This is a genomic window from Paenibacillus anseongensis (assembly GCF_009757995.1).
Taxonomy (GTDB): Bacteria; Bacillota; Bacilli; order Paenibacillales; family NBRC-103111; genus Paenibacillus_E; species Paenibacillus_E chondroitinus.
Map to the genome: position 1 here is coordinate 60,604 of NZ_WSEM01000001.1, position 20,685 is coordinate 81,288.

General features: G+C 49.9%; 15 protein-coding genes. All 15 read right to left on the reverse strand.

Translation table 11 applies throughout. The annotated features are described in order from the left end of the window. Nucleotides 1–39: 39 nt before the first annotated feature. The 15 genes from GON05_RS00280 to GON05_RS00350 all read right to left on the reverse strand — a co-directional run bounded on the left by GON05_RS00280 (nucleotide 40) and on the right by GON05_RS00350 (nucleotide 20,678). The gene (locus tag GON05_RS00280) at nucleotides 40–999 is read right to left on the reverse strand and encodes a tRNA dihydrouridine synthase (protein ID WP_157317271.1); all 960 of its coding nucleotides are present in this window, start codon (nucleotides 997–999) and stop codon (nucleotides 40–42) included. Between the two features lie 428 nt (nucleotides 1,000–1,427). Then, nucleotides 1,428–2,906: a sensor histidine kinase gene (locus GON05_RS00285; protein ID WP_157317272.1), complete on the reverse strand. Its 1,479-nt coding sequence runs from the start codon at nucleotides 2,904–2,906 to the stop codon at nucleotides 1,428–1,430. Then, nucleotides 2,897–3,598 carry a response regulator transcription factor gene (locus GON05_RS00290; RefSeq protein WP_309492681.1) on the reverse strand — a complete coding sequence of 234 codons (702 nt, stop codon included), beginning with the start codon at nucleotides 3,596–3,598 and terminating at the stop codon, nucleotides 2,897–2,899. The genes GON05_RS00285 and GON05_RS00290 overlap by 10 nt, the downstream gene beginning before the upstream one ends. 312 nt (nucleotides 3,599–3,910) lie before the next feature. Continuing rightward, nucleotides 3,911–4,789, reverse strand: a complete 879-nt coding sequence (locus tag GON05_RS00295) for a hypothetical protein (RefSeq protein WP_157317273.1) — start codon at nucleotides 4,787–4,789, stop codon at nucleotides 3,911–3,913. Between the two features lie 35 nt (nucleotides 4,790–4,824). After that, nucleotides 4,825–6,075, reverse strand: a complete 1,251-nt coding sequence (locus GON05_RS00300; RefSeq protein ID WP_157317274.1) for a copper amine oxidase N-terminal domain-containing protein — start codon at nucleotides 6,073–6,075, stop codon at nucleotides 4,825–4,827. Nucleotides 6,076–6,088: 13 nt separating this feature from the next. Beyond that, nucleotides 6,089–7,447 (reverse strand): phosphoglucosamine mutase, encoded by a 1,359-nt coding sequence (gene glmM / locus GON05_RS00305; RefSeq protein ID WP_157317275.1) that lies wholly within the window; start codon nucleotides 7,445–7,447, stop codon nucleotides 6,089–6,091. Between the two features lie 24 nt (nucleotides 7,448–7,471). After that, on the reverse strand, nucleotides 7,472–8,233 hold the full coding sequence (locus tag GON05_RS00310) for a sugar phosphate nucleotidyltransferase (protein WP_127455607.1): 762 nt from the start codon (nucleotides 8,231–8,233) through the stop codon (nucleotides 7,472–7,474). A 24-nt stretch (nucleotides 8,234–8,257) separates the two neighbouring features. Further along, complete coding sequence (gene glmS, locus GON05_RS00315) at nucleotides 8,258–10,087, reverse strand: glutamine--fructose-6-phosphate transaminase (isomerizing) (RefSeq protein ID WP_157317276.1); 1,830 nt, start codon at nucleotides 10,085–10,087, stop codon at nucleotides 8,258–8,260. A gap of 32 nt (nucleotides 10,088–10,119) precedes the next feature. Further along, a complete protein-coding gene (locus tag GON05_RS00320; protein WP_157317277.1) occupies nucleotides 10,120–11,475 on the reverse strand; it encodes a nucleotide sugar dehydrogenase in 1,356 nt (451 codons plus the stop codon). Nucleotides 11,476–11,506: 31 nt separating this feature from the next. Beyond that, entirely contained in the window at nucleotides 11,507–12,322 is an 816-nt protein-coding gene (locus GON05_RS00325) for a response regulator (protein ID WP_157317278.1), read from the reverse strand. 33 nt (nucleotides 12,323–12,355) lie between these two features. Next, the gene (locus tag GON05_RS00330) at nucleotides 12,356–13,804 is read right to left on the reverse strand and encodes a glycosyltransferase family 2 protein (protein WP_157317279.1); all 1,449 of its coding nucleotides are present in this window, start codon (nucleotides 13,802–13,804) and stop codon (nucleotides 12,356–12,358) included. Between the two features lie 15 nt (nucleotides 13,805–13,819). Beyond that, a complete protein-coding gene (locus GON05_RS00335) occupies nucleotides 13,820–14,989 on the reverse strand; it encodes a HEAT repeat domain-containing protein (RefSeq protein WP_157317280.1) in 1,170 nt (389 codons plus the stop codon). Nucleotides 14,990–15,020: 31 nt separating this feature from the next. Then, nucleotides 15,021–17,249: a hypothetical protein gene (locus tag GON05_RS38745; protein WP_246238722.1), complete on the reverse strand. Its 2,229-nt coding sequence runs from the start codon at nucleotides 17,247–17,249 to the stop codon at nucleotides 15,021–15,023. A gap of 833 nt (nucleotides 17,250–18,082) precedes the next feature. Next, a complete protein-coding gene (gene rlmD, locus GON05_RS00345; protein WP_157317281.1) occupies nucleotides 18,083–19,639 on the reverse strand; it encodes a 23S rRNA (uracil(1939)-C(5))-methyltransferase RlmD in 1,557 nt (518 codons plus the stop codon). 34 nt (nucleotides 19,640–19,673) lie between these two features. After that, the gene (locus GON05_RS00350) at nucleotides 19,674–20,678 is read right to left on the reverse strand and encodes a diacylglycerol kinase (RefSeq protein WP_157317282.1); all 1,005 of its coding nucleotides are present in this window, start codon (nucleotides 20,676–20,678) and stop codon (nucleotides 19,674–19,676) included. Nucleotides 20,679–20,685: the final 7 nt, after the last annotated feature.

Genomic DNA, 20,685 nt, shown 5'->3' on the forward strand with positions numbered 1-20,685 from the left:
AACTTGCAACTACCGCCTTATTATATCACCAATTTACAATTACTTGCTTCCAAACTCATCGAGCAATGCACGCACTTCACTCGTTGAATTCGTATTCATTAAGTTATTTCTTAATTCGCCAGCTCCTCGGAATCCACGGACATAGATTTTAAAGAAGCGAGTCATAGGCTTAAACAGACGCGGCTCCCGTGCTGAATAGTGATCATGGAGATCCAGATGCAACCGTAGAAGGTTAAGCAATTCCCCACTGCTATGCTCCCTCGGCTCCTTCTCAAAGGCGAAAGGATTATTGAATATACCACGCCCGATCATAATTCCATCTACACCATACTGTTGTGCGAGCTGTAACCCGACTTCACGGTCAGGTATATCTCCGTTAATGGTCAACAGCGTATCCGGTGCCACCTCATCGCGAAGCTTCTTAATCTCCGGGATTAGCTCCCAATGAGCGTCTACTTTACTCATTTCCTCTCTTGTGCGCAGATGAATGGATAGATTAACGATATCTTGTTTCAAGATATGGGTTAGCCAATCGTGCCATTCGTCTATAGCACTGAAACCCAGCCTTGTTTTTACGCTTACGGGCAGTCCTCCGACTTTGGCTGCTTGAATGATCTCCCCTGCAACTTCAGGACGACAGATCAAGCCGCTTCCTTTCCCATTCTCCGCAACGTTGGCTACAGGACAGCCCATATTGATATCGATACCTCTAAACCCTTGTTTCGCCATGCCGATACTCATCTGCCGGAAGTATTCCGGCTTATCTCCCCATATGTGTGCGACGATAGGCTGTTCATCCTCTGTGAAAGTCAAACGCCCGCGAACGCTGTGATTCCCCTCCGGGTGACAATAGCTCTCCGTGTTCGCAAACTCCGTAAAGAAAACATCGGGTCTTGCCGCTTCGCTCACGACATGACGAAACACAACATCCGTTACATCTTCCATGGGAGCCAATACAAAAAAAGGTCGTGGCAATTCGCGCCAAAAATTATTGATCATATCATAAACCTCTCTATGGAAATCAGGACTGTTCAATATCCCAATTCATCTCATTTATTAGCTATCCGTTCCATTGTCAACCTTGGACAACGTAAAATAAAATTAGCTGCCTTCGCCGGCTGAAGTGGGAAGATAGCGATCTAGGAAGAACGCGCAGCCAGGTCCATAAACTCCCATTTTATCCACGAGGGAATTGTTCAAGGTCATATCTTCGAATGAGCTTCTCTCGATATTTTAGAACATTTGATATAGATAGTTCCACTGTGCAGGCGCGAATTCTTTTTAACTCGTCTAAGAAGCTCGAATTTTGCAAGGACGCCTGCTTAAGTAAAGAGCCTCCAACCCTTTGTGAAGGAGATGGAGGCTCATGCATTATTTATTTAATGGATTGTTGGGTTCTAGCGATAGGTAGGATAGGTAGACACGAGTTATCCAACATCATCCAAATTTACCAACGGCCGCACATACTGACGGCTGTCATAAAGCGGAATTCTGACTTCAAAGGCGCTTCCCATCCCTAGCTCGCTTCGCACGCGAATGCTTCCATTGTGAAGCTCTACAAGCTCTCGCACAATGGCGAGCCCTAAGCCGGATGAGCCTTTATGCTTCACTGGTCTGCCTCTCTCCACTTTGAAGAAGCGCTCCCAGATGAGCCCTTGATCCTCCGGTGATATACCGATTCCCGTATCGGTTACCGTGATGAGGACACACCCTTCCGACGGAACCGCCATCGCCTTCAATTCTATCGTTCCGTTCTCGGTGAACTTAACTGCATTTTTGATCAAATTATTAAAAATTTGTTCCAGTCGATCCGGATCAGCGTGAGCTTGTGGCGAATTTTCATCTTCAAGGCAGTGAATAACCGTCCCGCGGAGTTCTGCTTCCGGTTGGAATTTAAAGGACAGCTTGGACAGCATCGCCTGAACATCGACCGCCAACCACACAAGATCGATTTCCTTATTTTCCAGCTTCATTAAATCGGTAATATCATCGACCAGCCGGTTCATATGAAGCGTTTCGTTAACCATGATCTCGTAATATTTTTCCCGCGCTCCTTCTTCGATCAAACCATCCTGAAGCGCCTCCAAAAAACCCTGCATCGCCGTAAGCGGCGTTCGCAGCTCATGGGAAACATTAGCCAAAAAGTCATGCCGCAGCTGATTCAGCTGTCTCTTTTCCAGATCAACGCGCGCAAGTTGCTCCACCATGTGATTAATGGTTGTCGCCAGCTCACCAATCTCGTCTTTGGAATCTATTTGAATTCTCTCACTGTAATCACCGACGGCAATCTTGGCTGCCGCCTTGTCGATCTGTTGGATGGGTCGGGTAATGGACCAGGATAAATAGGAGGATACACCAAATGAAAAGAATATACCAAGCAAGGTAACCCAAAGGATGGTTTCTCTAAGCTGCGCGATGGTCTCATTCATCCCTTTAAGAGGCGAATGCAGTACAATACCACCGTATACGTCGTTGTCTTTTCCCCATGGGACGGCAATCGAAAGCATGCCTTCCTTAGAACCTTCGGATAAATTCCATATGGCGGGTTCACCATTCAGGACCTGTTTTACAACTTCAGTGCTGACGGTCTTGCCTACGTTCACCTCATCCTTTGAAGATGTAGTAACGATGTTTCCGTTCAAGTCAAATATCCAAATACGCGAATCAAAGGCTTGATCGAAAAAACGCAGCTGCTCCTTAAATCTATCATTCGGTTCCGTCTGATTCTGAATGGCGAGATTAACCTGCTTGGCTTGCCGGATCATCTCATTACTTTTGGAGTTGACGATATAATCCTTGGCAAACAACGAAATAACGATTCCTACCGCACATAGCCCAAGAAGCACCGTAACGATGGAGCTGGTCAACATTTTGCGGAGAATGCTTTTATTTGGATTTAGGTACATGCTGCTACCTCAAATTTATAGCCCACTCCCCAGACCGTATGAATACAAACATGATGGCACGTACTTAGCTTTTCACGAAGCTTTTTAATATGAACGTCCACCGTTCTCATATCGCCTAAAAAATTATATCCCCACACCTGCTCCAGCAGCTGTTCTCTTGTAAACACGCTGCCCGGAGATTTCGCAAAAAATGCGAGCAGTTCAAACTCCTTGGGGCGCATGTCAATTTTCATACTCCCCGAGAGCACCTCTCGGCGGTTCACATGTATGACTAAATTATCAAACTCATATTGGACGGGTGCATCCACCTCAATAATCGACTGTCCCTTCTGCATTCTGCGAAAAATCGCTTTAATGCGCGCCACCAGCTCCCTCGGACTGAAGGGCTTGGTCATATAATCGTCGGCGCCCAACTCAAGACCCAGCACCCGATCAAACTCATCGTTCTTCGCCGTCAACATAATGACCGGCACATCATAACGCTTGGTAATCTCCCGGCACGTTTCATAACCGTCGAGTCCGGGCATCATCACATCTAGTATCACGATATCAGGCTTAACTTCCGCTAACATGGTCAGGGCCGAGACGCCATCTGGGGCCTCGATTAATTCGATAAGCTGCTGACGGAAGTAGAGCCGGATGATTTCTCTCACATTCGGATCATCATCCACAATCAACACTTTCCAAGTCACAAGCGGTTCACACCTTTCTATGATCCTCTCATAGACTTCTGAAATTATTTACATTTTAAGGGGGTATTCGAAGTTGTATGATTTATATTGCATAATAGAAACCACATAACAACCTTCAAGAAATGTGTCAAAAAGCCGCTTTGGAAGCGCGTTGAATGCCGTCAGCCCCCGCGTCATACAAGGCATTTTCCGCTTATCGCTCAAAAAAAGCCCTCTATGAAATAGAGGGCTTTACCTTCTGAACTAATATGAATGAAAAATGAGTCGTCGAGGCTAAATGCTTTGAATGTTTCGGAAAGAAAGGAGTTATTTTCACCACGAGGATAGTGCCGTTCTTTTCCATGTATTAGGTGCTACACAAACATATACATACCCGTCATCCCATGCCATCTGCCCCACTTCTCCGGGGGCAGTAGACGAAGCCGGCGTCATAGATTTCCTGATGCGAATGCTGTCATCACTGACGTCCAGCTTGGTCTTGGCGTCCGAATTTCCAATACCGATATTGCCGTTGCTGCGGTTAATCGTTAACGGGTTGTCGAGTGCTTTACCGTCATCCGAATAACGGATAATTTGCAGATTGGAGCCGGCATTTCCTCCTGTTTCCTCGGAGGTATCTGCACGCATCGCCCAGCGAGGCGTCGTCACATTCCCATCATCCGATTTGGCCCAAGTCAGATCACGATTGACGCCACCGGTTCCGGCTATCCGTAGAATCCCGTCCATTACATTGAAATTAGAGGAATGCGTGCGAATTTCGGCCACATCCTGATCGAACGGAATTTCCAGACGCGTAAACAGCTCATTTGCGTTTTTGCCGTCAGGTGACATCGTCGTTTCGAACGACATATGATTATGATCGTGCTGCTCCGGGTTATTCGCTTTGGCATGAGCAATGATAGCCGCCTTGTCCTTTCCATTCTCATCCAGCCAAGCGATGGCCGGCTTCGCTCGGTCTTTCGTCCACTGCAGCCGAATGAGATCCGACAAATGGCCTTCCGAGGAGATCCATTGCTTATCGGTAGAAAGATGAATCCGATCATTATGAGGGACCTCAAGTCCTCCTCCCGGTAAAGACGATTCCTGAAAGGTTCCAGCCGTCTCATGGCCACTTGCGAAAGCAAAAGCCACTCCTGAGACGCCGAGCGCCGCACTAGCCAACAGAGTGATCACCAAACCTGCTTTTTTCATTTTGCATCCTCCTCCTTCTTGTTCATCGAACCCGTTTAACGATTAGCGTTCAATAGCTCGATCCATCTCACGTAATCATGGACAGCGATGCCGATATAGCTCGGATAAAGGGAGAGGCTTTCCTTGACCTGTTTCAATTCCGACTCCATAAGCGAAGAGTTGGACTTATAAAAGGTCGTATAATCGGCTTCCGTACTGGGCAACGTATCCACTGCAATGACTGCCTGTTTCTTCAGCGTAGCTGCTTCTAAAATAATGGATTTGGCTCTGGCAATGATGCCGTTGTTGCCTAGTGCCGTATTACGATAAGCCATAATGACGACAGTATCCGCCTTTTCCAGCAGCCAAGCGCTAAAGGAGTAGCTGGATCCCGGAACGGTACAGCTGTTGATCCAAAAGGGAATATCGAAGGCCATCGTCATGCTGCGATCAGAGCTTTTCACTTCCGATTCAATGAATCTGATTGTATCCATCCACCGTTCGAGCACCCAGGTCTGATTGTTCTTCCACATGTCCAATGTGTAGGGCTCAATATCAAAATGAAAGCCTTGGAAGCGTTCTAGCGCACCTACCGAAGCGTTATATTGCGTAACCGCTGCAATCCATTGCCGGATATAAATATGGTTATCTTCATATATCCAATCTGATTTGCCGGCCAGCGCCTCAACCTTGATGCCCTGACCACTCGCTCTGCGGATGAAATTCCGATAAACGTCTTGACCTGGATACGTTTCATAGCGCACATAAATGGAAGTCAGTTTTTGGTCCGCCGCAAACTGGAGGATGCGGTCACCATCCGTCTCAATTAACTTGCTGTCCCAGATCCAAGTGGACCTTTGCGCTTTGTCCGCCGAAGTTATCAGTACCAAATTCCGTTCTCCCACCCAATCGACATCGGCTCCGAGGCTCTCACTAACAGCTCTCAGCGGAACCATGGTTCGGTCATTTTTAAGGACAGCGGGAGAGTCCAATTCCACCTGCTTGCCATCAACCGAAGCAACTTTCTGACCAATGGTTAATAATGTTGTAGCGTGCTGACTGCGAAAGGTCACCTGTTCCAGGGAACGATCCCATTCCACTTCAGCACCTAGTTTTTCGGCAATTTCTCTAGCCGGCACCATCGTACTACCTGTCTGTTCATCGATGTAAGGCTGGACATCCGTAAAGGCAATCTTTTCCCCGTTGACCTCCACCCCAAGCTCAGTGATAAGAGAGTATGCCGGGAGAAACAAAGGACCACTTGTTAAAATTTGTACAAGGACCAAGCATACAATCATCTTTCTCATAGGGACTAACGGATTAAACCATGCTATATTCAAGCTCTTCCTTTACCACCTCTACAATGCCTTCAATATAACCGGACAACTCCCTTTCATCCGGTCCTTCCGCCATCACACGCACCAGTGATTCCGTGCCCGAAGGCCGCACCAATACACGGCCTCGACCGGCCATCTCACTTTCCACCCGACGGATTGCGGCATCAATTCGGCGATTGCCTTCCAGCTTGTATTTATTCATCACTCGTACATTTACCACCAGCTGTGGGTATTTTACGACAGGGGACACGAGCTCCGACAAAGGTTTTCCTTCTTGAAGCATGACCTGCAGCAGCTGAACAGCCGATAACAAGCCATCCCCTGTCGTCGATTCATCCAGTAAAATGATATGTCCGGACGACTCACCGCCCAAGTTGTACCCGCCTATCCGCATCGCTTCCATGACATGCCGGTCTCCGACCTTGCTCTTTAACGAGTTAAGACCGATGGTTTGCAGCGCTTGATGAAAGCCAAGATTGCTCATGACGGTAGAAACGACGGTGTTTTGCCTCAGCCGTCCCTGCTTGGCCAGACGAGCGGCAAGGATATAGAGGATGTGATCCCCGTCCAGAATTTCGCCCCGTTCATCAACCGCAATCAACCGGTCCGCATCACCGTCGAACGAGAGCCCCGCATGGGCTCGATGGTCCAGCACAGCCTTACGCAGATGCTCCGGATGCGTTGAGCCACAATCCTGATTAATATTTAAACCGTCCGGCTGATGATACAAAAGAATGGTCTCTGCACCCAATTCTGTGAATAGCTGCGGAGCTAGCAAGGAAGCAGCCCCGTTCGCGCAATCAAGCACGATCTTGAAGCCTGACAGCGGCGCCGTAGCCGTCGACTTCAAGTAGCTCACATAGTCTTGCGCGCCCTGCGGATCATCACGCAGGGTGCCAATTCCTGCTCCCGTAGGGCGGGAAATCCAATGTTCGTCACCCTCCAGGCGGCTCTCTACCTCCGCTTCCCACGCATCCGGCATTTTGAATCCGTCCCTGCCAAAAAATTTAATCCCGTTGTCCTCCACCGGATTATGAGATGCCGAGATCATCACCCCTGCATCTATACCTGAGTGCCGTGTGACATAAGCCACACCCGGCGTCGGTAGTACGCCCAGTCTTACGACATCCGCCCCAGTGGATAACAACCCGGCAGCCAAAGCTGCTTCCAGCATGTGCCCGGAGATGCGGGTATCCCGTCCGATGACGACGGTAGGCCGAATACTTCCACAGCTGCGGGATAGCATGTAACCAACAATAAGCCCTAATTCAAAAGCCAACTCTGGCGTTAACTCGCGGTTGGCAACCCCTCTGACGCCATCCGTACCGAAAATAGCTCCCATATTAGCTTTCCTCCCTATGACTTGTTATGCAAAAATCCCCATGTGTTCATAAAAGGCACGATTTGCCTCCTCCAATTGTTCAGGAGTGTTAATCCCCATCACCTCTGTCGGATCCTCGAGGATGATGGCCTCAAATCGCTTCTTGCCCCCGGAAATTCCGGCCTGTCGCATCACCTTCACGATATCGGTCAAATAGTACTCCTGCTGCGCATTATCATTGGTAATGCCAGGGAGCGCTTGAAACAAGCTATCATTATCGAAACAGAAAATCCCTGTGTTAATTTCATTAATCAATTTCTGCTCAGGCGTCGCGTCCTTCTCTTCAATGATATCGACAACCTCGCTGCTTGCAGGATCTCGAATAATTCTTCCATAGCCGGTTGGATCCTGAACGATCGCGGTTAGCACTACACCGGCGCTTATGTTTGCCCGCTGGGCGGCAAGTAGCCGTTCGATGGTCGATTGTCGGATGAGTGGCGTATCGCCAGTCAGCACCAAGGTAGACCCGCTGCGTTTACGGAGCAGAGGCTCCGTCTGATGAACGGCGTGTGCCGTTCCAAGCTGAATCTCCTGTTGGACGTAGGTAACCCGCGTTCCCAAGCACTTTTTCACCAGTTCTCCCCGATGCCCGATCACCGCCACAATACGGGTAATCGGCATCGTTTCCAGCTTGCCCACCAAGCGGCCGATCATCGGCACGCCTCCGACGGGATGAAGCACTTTGGGCAGCTCCGACTTCATCCGTGTACCTTTGCCTGCAGCTAACAGAATAGCGAATGCTTCCATGTGGTTCAACTCCCCTCTGAATGGTTATTCAACCGTCACGCTTTTGGCCAAGTTTCGCGGTTTATCAATATCGTTCCCCAGAGACAGGGAGGCGTAATAAGAGATTAACTGAAGCGGCACGACAGCCAATATCGGTGCCAGAAGTTGGAGGGTCGGCGGGATGAAGCAGATTTCATCGACGCTATTCAGCAGCCCCACATTGCCTTCTACCGTAATCCCCATGACATGGGCTCCACGGGCCTTGACTTCTTTAATGTTGCTAACTGTTTTTTCGTACAGATCCATATGCGTAGCTAGCGCAATCACCGGCGTATCCTTCTCGATCAGCGCCAATGTACCGTGCTTTAACTCTCCGGCTGCATAAGCCTCCGAGTGGATATAAGAGATTTCCTTCAATTTGAGAGAACCCTCAAGCGCAACGGCATAGTCCAAGCCCCTACCGATAAAGAATAGACTGTCCGCATCCTTGATCGATTCCGCATACCGCTTCACTTCGTTGGCGTTTTCCAGCACCTTCTCCACCTGAACAGGAAGCGACTTCAAGCCTTGGATCAGCTCCGTATGAAGCTCATCAGACAGCGTCTTTCTTTCCTGGGCCAAGTAAATGCTGAACAAATAGAAGGCGAGCAGCTGAGCGGTGTACGCTTTCGTGGATGCCACTGCAATTTCCGGTCCGGCCTTCGTTGCGATGACATAGTCCGCATCTCGCGCAACTGAACTGGTTGGCACATTTGTAATTGCCAACACTTTAGCGCCTTGCCTTCTGCTCTCTTGCAGGGCAGCCAGCGTATCCGCCGTTTCCCCCGATTGGCTCACGACGATGACGAGCGTTCGTTCCGTGATAATCGGGTCACGATATCGGAATTCCGATGCGATATCGCACTGCACCGGGATTCGCGTTAGCTTCTCAAGGACCGTGCTGCCGACAAGTCCGGCATGATAAGCGGTGCCGCAAGCCACGATAAAGATTTTATCCACCTGTTGAAACTCGCCTGCTGCGTGCGCCAACTCCGGGAAACTCACTTCGTCTTGGTCGTTGATGCGCCCGAGCATCGTATTCCGCAGCGTTAACGGCTGTTCGTGAATTTCCTTCAGCATGAAATGCTCAAACGGTCCCTTCTCCACCTGATCCGCGCTCCAATCGATATGCAGCAGCTTACACGCCGCCGGCTCCCCTGTCTCGACCTTCGTGATGGAGATACCCTCCTGCGTAAGGATAGCCAAATCGCCATCCTCCAAAATATAAACCTTACGGGTATGCTCAATTAGAGCCGAGATATCCGATGCAAGGAAGTACTCTCCCTGACCCTCACCAATCACAAGCGGACTCGATTGTCTGACTGCAACAAGCTTATCCGGCTCGTACTCCGTCATGACACCAAGCGAATAAGCCCCTTGTAATCTCTGAATGACCGCAAGCATGGCGATGTAGATGTCGCCTTCATAATGCTCGGCAAGCAAGTGAGCAATCACCTCTGTGTCGGTCTCGGAAGTAAAGGTGACGCCTTTATCCTCCAGTTCTTTCTTCAGCTCCATGTAGTTTTCCACGATGCCGTTGTGCACGACAGTAAATTTACCCGACATATCCGTATGCGGATGGGAGTTGGCATCCGACGGTCTGCCGTGCGTAGCCCAACGCGTATGCCCGATACCGATCGATCCGATCAACGGCTGTTTATCCAGCTGAACCGATAAGTTGGCAAGCCGTCCTTCCGCCTTGCTAATCTTGACCTGATCCTGCACCAGTACCGCGATCCCCGCGGAATCATACCCTCTGTACTCCAGCTTGCTTAATCCGTTCAGTAGAATCGGCTGTACATCTCGCTTTCCTATATACCCTACAATGCCACACATCGTTGTTATCTCCTCTCTCTTCTAGGATGAGTTTAAACGCCTACGGCGATCCTCACTTCTTGCTTGCGAATACCTGTACCTAATTTATAAATATTGTCCCCTTGGACGTCGGCAAATGCATTGCGCGTATCGATGATCGGCACGCCCAGTTCCACGAGTTCACGGCTATTGAAGTTGCGGTGATTCGTGATCAGCACCATGCAGTCATACTCGGCAAAAGCGGACAGATCGTAGTTCACGGATTGTACCGTATCCCCAACTTTATCGAAGAATGAAACGGCATGCGGATCGTAATAGTCCACTTGAGCTCCGCTCTCCCGAAGAAGCTCGTACAGCTCCAGTCCCGGCGATTCACGGAGATCATCTACATCCGGCTTATACGCCATGCCTAAAATAAGAATCTTCGAATTGCGAATAGATTTCGTATACATATTGAGCACCTGCGAAGCCTTATACCGAACATATTCCGGCATATTATCATTGATGGATTGCGCCAGCTCGATAAACTTGCTGTAGAAGCGGAATTCCTTGGCTTTCCACGATAAATACATCGGATCCAGCGGGATGCAGTGACCGCCGATGCCAGGCCCCGGATGGAATGGCATAAAGCCAAACGGCTTCGTCGACGCCGCTTTAATGACCTCCCAGACGTCAATCTCCATCTTGTCGCACATCATGGCCATTTCGTTAATGAACGCAATGTTAATACTGCGGAACGTATTTTCCAGCAGCTTGGACATCTCCGCTACTTTTGGCGAGGAGACCGGTACGACGTCCTTCACGACATGGCTGTATAAGGTGACGCCGAGGTCGATGCATGCTTCCGTCGTACCACCGATCACCTTAGGCGTATTAAAGGTGTTGAATTTGGGATTACCTGGATCGACCCGCTCCGGCGAGAAGCAGAGGAAGAAATCCTTGCCCACCTTGAGTCCCTGTGCTTCCAGCTCGAACTGGATGAGCTCCTCCGTCGTTCCCGGATAGGTCGTGCTCTCAAGGATGATCAGGGCTCCGCGCTTGAGATTTTTCTTAATTTCCCGGACAACACTTTGAATATAAGAGGTATCCGGGTCTTGGTTTTCACTGAGCGGCGTCGGTACGCAAATGGAGATCGCATCCAGCCTTTGAACGGTATGGTAGTCGTCGGTCGGAATGAACCGGCCGGACTCGACCGCTTTCGCCACTTCTTCGTTCGGAACGTCCTGAATATACGATTGGCCGCTTTGAAGCGACTCTACCTTCCGGAAATCGAGATCGATGCCGTATACCGTAAACCCGCCTTTTGCCATCTCCATGCAGAGAGGCAGCCCTACATAGCCGAGACCGATGACCCCGATTTCGGCTGTTTCTGCCTGGAATTTATATTTTAAATTGGTATATGCGTTCATTGTAATTCTCCCTCCTATGTTTTCACGTGGATTAGCCCAGACGGGAAACCAGCTTTTTGATTCTCCACTCCAACTCTGAAATGGAGAAGGGCTTCGTCACATAATCAGATGCGCCTAATTCAAAGGCACGGTCCATACTTTTCGGTAACTGCTTATCCGTAAGCACGATAACTTGTCCTTCGCCGGCATGGTCCCTCTGGATTTTGTCGATCAACTGGTATCCGTCAAGAATCGGCAGGTTTAGCTCCGTAATCACCAGGTCCGGCATGGTTTTCTCAAATTTCTCGAGCGCTTCACTGCCGTCCTTGGCCTCTTCGACCTTGTAGCCGCCTATCTCAAGCCGCAGCTTGACAAACTCTCTGCTCACCTCGTCCGGATCGGCGATGAGAATCGAGGTGATTCCCTGTTGAACCCCATGATGCATGAACAGGTGAATGTCTCTGTTCTCCCCTTTCCCTTGCAGTGTTGTATGAAGTAGCTGTGACATCGACTGTTCCGTCAGCTCGCCACTCTCCGGGAAGCTGGCGACAACCATCTGACCTTCGAGCAAATTTTGCTGTTCCAGGAACTCTTTGAGCACGAGCGATGTATAATGCGTGTTGATCAGCTTTTGCCCGGACAGAACGATTCCGAGAAGGCCGCTGGGATCCAAGTAGAAGCCATGAAGGGGTACTTCAGGCTCAAAGCTGCTCACATAGGACTGCATATGTTCCAGTACCTTCTGGCCCACCTCTGCGCTTGGCGCAAGAATCATCCCGCATGGAGCACCCTTTTCATACGAAGCCTGAACTTGTTCTGCTAATTGCAACATTGCTTCTTGAATCGGATCATGCACTAATACAGCCATCTTCTCCACTCCTCTTGTCTTTGTTTAGATTTGCTATTTATTAAAATTGGTACGGACCATCGTTCCCCACGAGTTGTTATTGCGCAGGAATTCGACGTGTCCGTTTAACCTCCACCAAACACCAATTTGCCGATACCCCGCAAACATTAAGATCGAAAACAAGATCATTTTGTTCAGGTCACCCAGCTTGGGATACCGGCTAAAGGCCGTCTCTTCAATAAACAAGGCACCCAGGCTTAAGGCAAAACAGGATAAGAAATTGACTAACGAAAAGATAACAATGGTGTGCCAATCCGTCATATTCAGCATCCAGTAGCCCAATATCGCCAACAAGCCGCTGAGTCGGAAATACGGATTCAGTGTTTCAAACACGATGTTATAGGGAATGGTCAGCATCCCGAATATTTTGTATTTCGGGCGCAGCAACATGTAAATCCCTTCCTCAATCATATTTTTCAGATTCCCCCGCCCCCAACGCTTGCGCTGACTGCTCAAGATCCGGTACGAATCAGGGGCTTGTGTCCAGCAAACGGCATCCGGGCAAAACGCTACCCGGTATGGGATTTTATTATCCAAGCAGTGACGGTGGAGCTTAATCACAATATTCATATCCTCACCAGGGTAGCCCCCACGGTAACCGCCGACAGCGATGACCATCTTCTTTTGAAACACGCCGAAGGCTCCCGAGATAATAATGAGGCCATTGACGGCGCCCCAACCGATCCTGCCGCCGAGAAAGGCTTTCGTGTATTCGACGTGCTGCAGTGCCGGCAGCAGCTTACGAGGAAATTGAACATCCTTCACAATGCCGTCTTCCACCGTACAGCTGTTCACGATTCGAACATTGCCCCCAACGGCGATTGTCTCCTCGGGGTTCTCCATGTAGACCCGAGCAATCCGCGTTAGGGCGTCCTTTTCTAGCAATGAGTCTGCGTCAATCGTCGAGATCAACGCAAAGTGGGAAAGGTTGATGCCTGCGTTTAACGAATCCGCCTTCCCTCCATTTTCTTTATCTATGAAAAAAAGATTGGGATACTCGGGATTATGGTACACCCCTCTGATTTTTCCGGTCTTAATGCTGCTGGAAAGCACCGGATGAATGAGCTCCAGCTTGAATTCTTCAAGCATGACCTTCAAAGTCTGGTCCTGTGAACCGTCATTGACGACGATCACCTCATATTCCGCATAATTGAGCGCCAGCAGTGACCTTACATTCTCAATGATGGTTAACTCCTCGTTATAGGCCGGCACCAAGAGGGAAACCGGCGGGAGCTGACTGGAACTGGATAGCTTATTAATCCGGTTGTACTGGATTCCCCGCTTGATCGAGAAAATATGCCGAATCGAAAATCCGAAGATAAAATAATAGAGCAGAGTAACGAGAACAACGTAAAAGAGAGCGGCGTAGCTGTAATAGAGCAAAAACTCCCTTAGCCCGTTCAGAAATGAATCCAAAACCGCTTGATATCCGAAAACCCACATGTTTACACAACCCTCCTATACGACACGATAGATACGTGTAGACTTGCGAAATATTTTGTCATAGGTATACATCAGTAGGTTATATTGCGTGAGCTTCTCCCAATTGTGAAGCTGCATAGACAGCTGCTTAATCTCATCCTCAATCAGCTGCTGCATAAATTGCCCACGATCCGTCCCTTGCACCGCTGCTGCACGCTCACAGAGCGCTACCATACCTTCTTCTCCCATACGGAGCAAGCCTCGGCCCGACGCATACACGATGCGCTGATCGGTGTCACCCAGACTGGTTTCCATCAGTTCGACGTAAGCCGGATTTTTGATGTTGGCCAAAGTCTCTATCGTCAATCGGCGAATGTCCAGATTGGGATGACTCAGCAGCTTGCTAATGACGTTTCTAGGCAGCAGGCGGGAGCTTTTCAGGTACAAATCCACTGCTTTGATTTGAATGTCTTCCTGCTCGGCATCCATGAGACGGTAGACCGCAGAGGCCGCTGCCGGATCGGTGTAGACATGGAGCCCAATCAGCCCAATCCGAACGTAAGCCTGATTCTTGTGAGTCACATAGCCCGTGTACAAAGAGCCGGCATCCACTTCCGAATCTGCGATCATATCCACAATCAGCTCGTAGCAGTTCTTGTTGTGCTGAAGGAGAATCTGCACCATGGCTTCGAGCTCCTGCTGGCTGCGGGCGCACTTGGCGACCGCTCGGGCGACGACAAACAGCGCCGAATTGAGCGGATGCTCTTTTAACATGTCCAGTAACGCCGGCACTGCCTCCTTCACCCTCATGCACCCCAAATGATAAGCGGCATCCAGCTTCACCCGATAAGTTCGACTATTAAAACGCGCTAGATGGTGCTGCACGAGCCCTAGATCTACGCAAAGCTGAACCAGCTTGTGCCGCTGTTCACCCGAGAAGATTTCCATCATATCATTCAGCTTTTCCTGCATCGCCTCTCTTTCCACTGGGTTCATCGTCCAGGGAGGGACCCTTAATGGCTCTATCCCATCCAAATTGGCTTGCACATACGTCAGGTAATCCTTGAACTTCGTTTTGAAGCGATCGTTCAGCTTTCTCCTTCTAATACTTCTCAACTTAATGGCATAAATAATAGCCACACAAACCAGATTAAAAGCTAAAATGATATATAACGCTTGTATGGCTGTATGAAGATTGGTGTACACACCTGCACTCTCCTCTTTTTCAGCTACCCGATTAATTGGTAGAGATAACGGGGCCATTGATCTTATGCAACGCCTCTTTCATGATGTAGTAGCTTTGCTTCGGCCGTTCCACATAATTCACCTTATCCTCCCAGCCCTGCCAGGTGTATAGCGGCATCGTGGTTACCTGCACCGGCTGCGCCGCTGCCGAGCTATCCCGACCAACGACTTGATCATTCTTCACAATCCAAGGAACAAAACGGACGCCTTCCACATGTCTCACTTCAAAAGTATTCTTACTCGGGGCGTTGTAATTGAATACGCTCAGAGAGCTTGGATCGCTGAATCCCAGCAGCATCCACGGAATCCGCATTTCGAGCACCTGCCCCCCAACCTGCCACATCGCCTTCGAATTGTAGTCGGGACGCGCCGGATCACTGTAACCTTTCTCTAAAAGGCCAACCTCGACATCCCCAAAGGGGTGGTTCACCCGGGAATCGGGATATTCCAGCAGATAATTGACTGCCAGCTTCCAAGGCTTGAAAATCCCCGAATCATCCTGTTTTTCCTTCGGATCGATGTCCGGTAGTCCGGAACGCTCATACAAGCGGGCATGAATATCGTAATTGGAAGCGATCGTCATACGGCTTTTATTTTTATCCAACAGCTCAATTAAGGTTTCCAGCCCCTCATCAAGTGTCATGCCATGAAGCTCGGGTCCGTGACGATTGCCACCAGGCAGCGTATCTGCCCCGAAGTAGATGCTTTCATTAGACGGGTCGAACGGCTCCGATAGCTTGGCCATCAAGTAAAGGTAGCCTTCGTCATGCGTGGCCCAAATCTCCTCAAAGCCGGGAGCCTGCACATCAAGCTTCTTCTTATCCTTCAGTTTGTTCCAGTCCGAGGCGTCCCCATCGATGTGAATCGCTTCGTCTTTGCCCGGGAACATCCCGAGTACCCCGAAGAAAGACTCGTTCGTCAGCGTGTTATACCAGTAAGCCCGGCGATCCGCTTCATCGTAGCGTTGGGTGTTCCACGTTTTCTTAAACCATTCGTCCTGCCACGTAAACAATATCGCACCAGCATAGCCGGCTCCGTGAATCTCCTGCAGCAAGTCCGCATCGATCTCTCCCTGCTGCTGCTCGTTATGACCGCCTTGATTGCGGCCGAGCGCGCCCAAGTGGGCTACGCCCAAGGAAGCCGGCACGCCATACTCCGTAACCATGACCGGCATATTGGGGTGCGCTGCTTTTAACTTATTCAGATAGGTGAGGTAACTATCGGCTTCTCCTTTGCTGTTGGCCATTTCCTGAAACGACTTATCGAAAGCAAAGAAATCCGGATAATACGGATACACGTGATACGAGGCAAAATATCCTGCTTCCCAATCCACCGCCTCAATATGCGTCGGATCGACACTCACCAGATCCTCTTCAACGAGCGGTTCGCCCGGATGCGCAATCGGATCCGTCGTCACCCAGTTGGCGAAGGCCATCGGATGCTGCCAGCCATACTGAATTTCCGTCTGTGCCGCCGTGTCGACCATCAGGGCCAACCACTTCTCAAAAGCGTTCGCGCCCGGCTTCGTACGGAAATATTTCCCTGCATAGTCCGGTGTGTCCGCGTGCCCGTCATTCGTCCCCTTCACCATCTTCGGGTCCCATTCCGTCCCGACAATCCAGCCCATCAGATAAGGACCTGCATTATATTTATAAGCACCTCCTGCTTTTCCCGAATGCGGCTCGGGCGTGAGTGTCGTTTTTCCATAAACCGCCGTAACCGCGTCTTTAATCTCTTGCTCGAATTTCTCCTTGATCTTGAGATCGAAGGCATCTTGCCCTTCAATCAGCTGTTCCTCCGGGCTCCATATGCCCTGTAGGAAGAAAAGCGGATCTTTCTGATGCTTCATGTTGTATTTGGAGAGCGCCTCGTAAAACTCGGGCATCATGATCGTATACACCCGAATCACATTCACGCCCATGTCCTGAATCATGCCAAACCATCTCTCATATTCATCCTCCGAAATGGCCAATTCACCGGGAAAATGTCCGGGGATCGTCGCCCCCATATTAATCCCCTTGGCGAAATAGGGCTGCCAGGCTTGATTCGTGTATTCTTCTACATTCGTTCCTTGGGTCCTAAACTTTACATGTATGCCGCTAGCCAGCGTCGTGCTTTCGATTCTGACCAAAAGCGGACGCAGCCAATAATAAAGCGCACCGGCTACAATCGCAATGACAAGACCTATCTTAAACAACAATTTGAGCCACTTGCGCATCATATTCACCTTCGATAGTTTGCTTAATTCTGCTGTCTATTGCCATGGTACGACAGGAAAGTGCAATTGTCTGTTTTCTAAGTGTTAAACATTGTGATCATTTCAAAATCATTGTGTTCCATATTTGAATTTTGTTATCAAAGATTTAAAAGATTGTTAGCAAATCATTAAAATCAAATAATTTTACTAAAATAGAATAGTTACAGAGAAATAAAAGAGTAAATTTAGCGGATATTGCGAGTAAAAAATAAAAAAGCCAAGGATGAGGAAAAACTAATACAGGATCGATAATGGTTATGCTGACTGAAGATTTTAAATTGGGATTAATCGCCACCCACCCCCTCAATAAAAAAACGCCTCAGAGATATCTCTGAAGCGTGACTACTTACAAAACATTTTTATGTCATGTAAAGCTGAATGAGCATGTCCTCTAACAAATTTACTCTCATCATTCAATAAGAATTGCTATTCCTCTTATATTTTCGTTTTTGTGCTGACTATATTGGAGCATCCAGGATAATTGATCGGGTAAAACCATGGGAAATGCGTTTGAGTAAATGATTAGGGATTGATTGGGAAAAGCATTTGGATGAGAATAAGCCTGGGGAAAACATAGGAATATCAAGGGTTTCGGTGCCGCGGCGAATCGTTTTATTCTTATGATGGGAATAAAAAAGCCGAGCGAGATCAGGAGGTAAAGCCTGAGTAACGCTCGGATTGGGGTAATGCTTGAGAAGAAAATTAGGATCTTTTACCTGCTCTTGTTCCGGCTCTCGATAGGGAATCGCAGGAGTTTATTACGATTTTGGCAAGACTTTATTTGTTATAGCATGGGTTTATTTATTATCTACATCATCCCTCACCAATAAAGCAACCGATTCCACATGCACCGTATGCGGAAACATATCCACCGGCGTCACCTCCGCGACGCCGTAGCCCCCATCAACCAGCACGCGCAAGTCGCGAGCCAATGTCGATGCGCTGCACGACACATAGACGACGCGGCGCGGCTGCAGCTCTAGGATCGTCGCGAGCAGTGCGGCGTCGCAGCCCTTGCGGGGCGGGTCCACCACGATCACGTCGGGGCGAATGCCCTGACGTGTCCACTCGGGGAGGACCACTTCCGCTGGGCCCGCTTCGAAATGCACGTTCGTCATGCCGTTCAACTCGGCATTCTTCCGTGCATCCGCGATCGCCTCTTCGACGATCTCAACGCCGTAGACCTGTCCCGCGCGCTGCGCCAGGAACAGGGAGATCGTCCCGATGCCGCAATAGGCATCGACGACGACTTCATCGCCGGTCAACCCGGCGTACTCGAGAGCCTTCCCGTACAAGACTTCCGTCTGGACGGGGTTCACTTGAAAGAAGGATCGCGCGGAAATAGCAAATTTCACATCGCCGATATAATCATAGATGACCTCGCTGCCCCACAGGACGCGAGTCTCATCCCCAAAAATAACATTCGTCTGTTTCACATTAATGTTATGACAAATGCTCTTCACTGAAGGCAGCGCAGCCCTAATACCATCAATCCACTCGTCCACACGCGGAATCGTGCTGCCGTTGGTCACCAAAACGACCATAATCTCACCCGTGCGGAAGCCGACTTTGACGACGACATGGCGCAGCAGTCCGGCATTTGTCTCTTCCCGATAAGCGGTAATACCCAGCCGCGCGCCGATCTCCTTCACCCGAGCGACAACTTCGTCGTTCGCCTCGTGCTGGATCAGGCACTCCTCCATATCAATGATGCGATGGCTTCCCTGCGCATAAAATCCGCCAATGAGGCCGCCGCGCTCTTCCCCAAAAGGAACCTGCGCCTTATTCCGGTACCGCCATGGCTCGGACATCCCAAGCGTGGGATGGACAACTATCCCCTCAGAAGTTTCTGAGTGCACATCCAGCTTCCCAATCCGCTGCAAATTATCCACTACCTGCTGCCGCTTCACGCGTAGCTGCGCCTCATAGCTTAGGTGCTGCAGCTGACAACCGCCGCACTCCTCATAAATGCTGCAAACCGGCATGACGCGCTCCGCGCTCTCTTCCACCAATTGCAGCAGTCGCGCATACCCATACTGTTTCTTCACATGCTCCACGCGCACCAGAGCACGCTCACCTGGCAGCGCACCAGCGACAAAAAGGGTAAAGCCGTTCACACGGCCCACCCCTTCCCCATCATGGCTGATCCCGATGATCTCAGCCTCGTATTGCTGCCCGATCTGCACCGGCAGATCCGCCATCCAGGCCGGCGCCGCCTTGGGCGCAGAATTCCCTACTCTTTGCCCCGTAGAATTCCCTGCTCTTCTTTCCCTAGAACGTCCTGCAGAACTCCCCGCTCTCCGATCCGCAGATTTCCCGTTGGACTTCGCAGCCCTTTTATCTTTTACACTCATAATACCCTCACTCTTGTTCTTCCATTATTTAGAACTACTCCCTAGGCTGATGCGGATGATGCCCGTCATGCTCCTCATCCCCGATCCGCTCCTTCAATTGAAACGGCGTCGTCAAAGTCTCAATCAGCGTCTTCTTATAAATGGACTGACCCGACTCATCGACGATGATTTGTAGGTGGCTTTTCAGGTTCGTCATGACGCACGGCAGCGTGCCGCCGAATTCGCCATCCAAGTTCAACTGGACGTAGTCCGGTGAATTAATTTCGATATGATTGGTCTGAAAATAAATCAGATTCGGGTCATTCAGATGCTCCCCGCGCAGCGCGAGTGTGACCACTCGGATAAATTCCGCAAGATTGCACTTACGCAGTATCAAAACGTCAAACAATCCGTCATTCATTCGGGCTTCCGGCACGAGCTTCTCGAACCCGCCGACGGAGTTCGTGTTGCCGACAAGGAACATCATGACTTCATCGTGAAATTCGAGATCGCCTGCTTTAACGTACAGTTCGATAGGCTTGAGCCTAGGCAGTTTTTCGAGTCCCTTCATATAATAGGCCAACTGGCCGATCATGGTTTTGAGTTTGCTCGGGACTTCGTACGTCAGCTCGGTCATCGAGCCTCCGCCGGCAATATTAATGAAGTAGCGGTTGTTGATTTTGCCTACATCAATATCTGTACTGTACTGCTGGATGATCAGGTCGCATGCCTGCTCCAGGTTCTTGGGAATGCCCAGCGCGCGGGCAAAATCGTTGGTCGTCCCCAGCGGCAAAATGCCGAGCGGCGGACGCCCCTCTTTCTCGGCCATACCGTTCACGACTTCGCACAGCGTGCCGTCTCCGCCAGCGGCGATAATGAGATCAAAGCCACGGTTCACAGCTTCAGCCGCGGCAAGCGTGGCATCCCCTTCACCGATTGTTGCGTGAGCAGATGTTTCGAAGCCTCCGCGCTCTAGGCGCTGAAGAACTTCTGGCAGGCGTTTCTTCATTTCTTCCCGGCCGGAAGTCGGGTTATAGATCAGTCTTGCTCTTTTGACCATTGTGTCT

Coding starts and splice junctions, on each gene's coding strand:
- glmS (WP_157317276.1), bottom strand. CDS start 10,087: ATGTGTGGCATTGTAGGGTATATAGGAAAGCGAGATGTACAGCCGATT.
- GON05_RS00350 (WP_157317282.1), bottom strand. CDS start 20,678: ATGGTCAAAAGAGCAAGACTGATCTATAACCCGACTTCCGGCCGGGAA.
- GON05_RS00320 (WP_157317277.1), bottom strand. CDS start 11,475: ATGAACGCATATACCAATTTAAAATATAAATTCCAGGCAGAAACAGCC.
- GON05_RS00285 (WP_157317272.1), bottom strand. CDS start 2,906: ATGTACCTAAATCCAAATAAAAGCATTCTCCGCAAAATGTTGACCAGC.
- rlmD (WP_157317281.1), bottom strand. CDS start 19,639: ATGAGTGTAAAAGATAAAAGGGCTGCGAAGTCCAACGGGAAATCTGCG.
- GON05_RS38745 (WP_246238722.1), bottom strand. CDS start 17,249: ATGATGCGCAAGTGGCTCAAATTGTTGTTTAAGATAGGTCTTGTCATT.
- GON05_RS00310 (WP_127455607.1), bottom strand. CDS start 8,233: ATGGAAGCATTCGCTATTCTGTTAGCTGCAGGCAAAGGTACACGGATG.
- GON05_RS00300 (WP_157317274.1), bottom strand. CDS start 6,075: ATGAGAAAGATGATTGTATGCTTGGTCCTTGTACAAATTTTAACAAGT.
- GON05_RS00280 (WP_157317271.1), bottom strand. CDS start 999: ATGATCAATAATTTTTGGCGCGAATTGCCACGACCTTTTTTTGTATTG.
- glmM (WP_157317275.1), bottom strand. CDS start 7,447: ATGGGAGCTATTTTCGGTACGGATGGCGTCAGAGGGGTTGCCAACCGC.
- GON05_RS00330 (WP_157317279.1), bottom strand. CDS start 13,804: ATGTGGGTTTTCGGATATCAAGCGGTTTTGGATTCATTTCTGAACGGG.
- GON05_RS00295 (WP_157317273.1), bottom strand. CDS start 4,789: ATGAAAAAAGCAGGTTTGGTGATCACTCTGTTGGCTAGTGCGGCGCTC.
- GON05_RS00325 (WP_157317278.1), bottom strand. CDS start 12,322: ATGGCTGTATTAGTGCATGATCCGATTCAAGAAGCAATGTTGCAATTA.